Source organism: Bacillus infantis (assembly GCF_020171945.1).
Lineage (GTDB): Bacteria > Bacillota > Bacilli > Bacillales > Cytobacillaceae > Bacillus_AB > Bacillus_AB infantis_A.
In genome coordinates this window covers 1-2,873 of record NZ_JAIVAP010000037.1, presented here as the reverse complement: position 1 = coordinate 2,873, position 2,873 = coordinate 1, and the positions used below count along the sequence as shown (strand labels likewise).

General features: G+C 40.9%; 3 protein-coding genes. All 3 read left to right on the top strand.

Translation table 11 applies throughout. From position 1 onward, the window contains the following. Positions 1-251: 251 nt before the first annotated feature. The 3 genes from LCM00_RS24465 (at position 252) to LCM00_RS24455 (ending at position 2,751) form a co-directional block, all read left to right on the top strand. The gene (locus LCM00_RS24465; protein WP_224906826.1) at positions 252-821 is read left to right on the top strand and encodes a transposase; all 570 of its coding nucleotides are present in this window, start codon (positions 252-254) and stop codon (positions 819-821) included. A gap of 210 nt (positions 822-1,031) precedes the next feature. Beyond that, entirely contained in the window at positions 1,032-1,571 is a 540-nt protein-coding gene (locus tag LCM00_RS24460) for a sigma-70 family RNA polymerase sigma factor (protein ID WP_224906823.1), read from the top strand. Further along, entirely contained in the window at positions 1,534-2,751 is a 1,218-nt protein-coding gene (locus tag LCM00_RS24455; protein WP_224906821.1) for a DUF4367 domain-containing protein, read from the top strand. The genes LCM00_RS24460 and LCM00_RS24455 overlap by 38 nt, the downstream gene beginning before the upstream one ends. The last annotated feature ends 122 nt before the right edge of the window (positions 2,752-2,873 follow it).

Below are 2,873 nucleotides of genomic sequence, written 5' to 3'. Positions count from 1 at the left end.
CAGCTAGGCTTGAAATCATTACAAATAATCATTTCATAAAACTTTCGAGGCGCCGTATACCGAACGGTACGTACGGTGCTGTGAGAGGTCGGCACGGTGACGTTCCTCCTACTCGATTGGTTAGAGAATCAGAATAATAGAAAATAGGGAATTTTTTAATTCCCAGGAGGTTAATCAGGTACAAATCAAGAAGTTAAATATGCCCCTCTTTTCTTCCGCACAATATTCTACTTACAAAGGAGTGTTGACTATTGCCAAGAAATTACCGTGCATGTTATCCCGGATCGAAGTTTCACATTACAAGCAGAGGGATCAGGAGGTCTGTTCTATTCTTCGAGGATGAAGACTTTAACAAGTACTTAAGTCTTTTGAGTGAAACAAAGGAAAAACTCCCTTTCATTCTTCATGCATACTGCCTGATGCCTAATCATGTGCACCTGCTTCTTGAAATTGTAGAAGACTCGACAGGTGCAATCATTAAACAGCTTCACTATAGGTATGCCCGCTATTTTAATAAAAAATATGAATTTACCGGTCACTTATTTGAAAGCCGTTATGGCAGGGAGTGGATTGATTCCCGCAAGTATGAATTAGATGCAAGCAAATATATCCACCTTAACCCGTTGAAGGCCCAGCTCGTCGAAAAGCCTCAGGACTATAAATGGAGCAGCTATAGGACGTATTATTATAATCAGCAAAATCCTCTCATCTACACACATCAAATCCTATCCCACTTTGAAAATCCTCAATCCATAAACTATGATAACTATATCAATTCACCTGTTTCTACTGCAGACCTACACGAAGAACATCAAAGATAAAAGTCCAGGCTAGGCGTGTCAGGCACCTCAAAAATACAAATCATGCCCAACTGTCCATTTACGGTGCCTGACACGGTATGGCCACGGTTTGGAGACACTATGGAAAGTGGGTCTTTTTGTAAAAAGGTTCAGGAATTGACAACTTTTTGAAGCTTGAAGTCGTCTAAAGGAGGAATTTAAGGAAAGTGCAGCGCAGAAAGGGGGGGCGTAATGGATAGGCATCAGGTTATCTCAGAGCTGATGGATCAGTATGGGACGGAAGTGCTCCATTTAGCTTATTCATACGTAAGAAACCGTCAGACCGCGGAGGATCTGGCCCAGGAAGTTTTTATTAAATGTTATGAGAAGCTCGAGTCTTTTGAAGGCAAATCAGGTCTGCAGACCTGGTTATATAGAATAGCCGTGAATCATTTTAAGGATTATTTGAAAAGCTGGCATCACCGGAAAATGGTGCTTGGTGAATATGTCTCTACTTTTCTTCATTCAGGAGCAGAAGAGGAATACATGGCAAAAGCAGAAAGAGATGAAGTTCTCGAGGCTGTCTTCCAGCTTCCGATGAAATACAGGGAAATCATATACTTATATTATTTTAAAGAGTGCAGCCAAAAGGAGATCGGCGAAATCTGCGGGATCAATTTAAATACAGTAAAAACAAGGATGACACGGGGCAAAGAACTGTTAAAAGAAATAGTATCAGAAAGGGGTGTTTATTATGGAAAGGGAGCTCAAAAAGGCGAAAAGCCAAATTGAACGTGAATTGAGCGGTTTTGTGTTTGATGAAGGAATGAAGAGACAGGTTTTCAGGCAAATAGATGGGAATACAAGACGTGTACGGAATAAACGAAGCAGGATTGCTCCTCTGTTAGTAACCGCTGCGTTCCTGCTGGTCTCCTCGACAGGGATTTACCACCTGGCTGATAAATATTCCGAGAATCAGAATCTTGGTTCAGGACATGAACTCGAAACGCCGGGGGAAAAGGATAAGAAGCCAGTGCTTATTTATCCGGACTATGTACCGGAAGGCTATGTATATGAACATATGAAAACCAGTGGTGAGACTTATCAGCATGTATTTCTAAACGAGAAAAATAACGGGGAATACTTTACCTATACTATGCAAAAAGAAATTGAAGGTCTGGAGCATGCCGGCTCTGCAGAGATTGCACTGGGCCCTGACCTGATGGGCGTATTATATAAAAGCAATGACAGCTCCCACTCTATTTTATATTGGCAGGAAGAGGGCTTCTATCAGGCCGTAGAAAAGGAAGGCTCCCTTTCCCAGTTAGATTTTCTAAGAATTGCCGATTCTATCCTTGAAGCTAAAGGGCATCAATCCTATCTGTCCGAAGAAATTGCCAGGCTGGAGGCAGAGGATGCTGCAATAGAAGACCAAAAGGACAATCAGCCGGAAAATCAAGATCGCCCTTCGGTTAATGAGGACACAGAAGGAGAGGAAAGTGATCCTTCTGCTATAGATGGGGAAATTGAAGAAGATGACTCAAAAGAGCTGGAGTCAGTCCCTCTTTCTCCGCCTGCGCTTACAAAAGAAAAAGCAAAGGAATTAATGACTAGATTCAGGCAGATTGATAGGAAGCATTCCAATGATATTGGCGACGAATATAAATATAAATCTTTTTCAAACAAGAAAGAGCTCTATAGTGATTTTACCGATTTTATGGATTATGATCTGCTTGAAAATATTTACGGCCACATGCTGGAAGAGAAAAAAGACGGGCTTTATGCTATACCGATGGGATCCCCTATCTATATGGATGAACAGGCGCCATATTCCATAGAGAAAATAAACGATGATACCTATAAGCTGAAGCAGAAATATCAGAGTGAAGTTCATGGGAATGTGAATTTAGAGGTAGTGTACCGGTGGACTGAAGAAAAGTGGATCATTGCGGAAATTAATTGGCTTTTTTAAAGTGGTGACAGTGGTCAAGCCCCTTAAAAATGGACACTAATAAAAATCGGTTATTTCTATAATGAAGAACAGAGAAATTAGCTAATTTCCTAAAAAAGTGTATAGAAAATAAAGCTACAACA

Bases quoted from the DNA above. Each gene is read 5' to 3' on its own strand.
- LCM00_RS24460 (WP_224906823.1), top strand. From the start codon at position 1,032: ATGGATAGGCATCAGGTTATCTCAGAGCTGATGGATCAGTATGGGACG.
- LCM00_RS24455 (WP_224906821.1), top strand. From the start codon at position 1,534: ATGGAAAGGGAGCTCAAAAAGGCGAAAAGCCAAATTGAACGTGAATTG.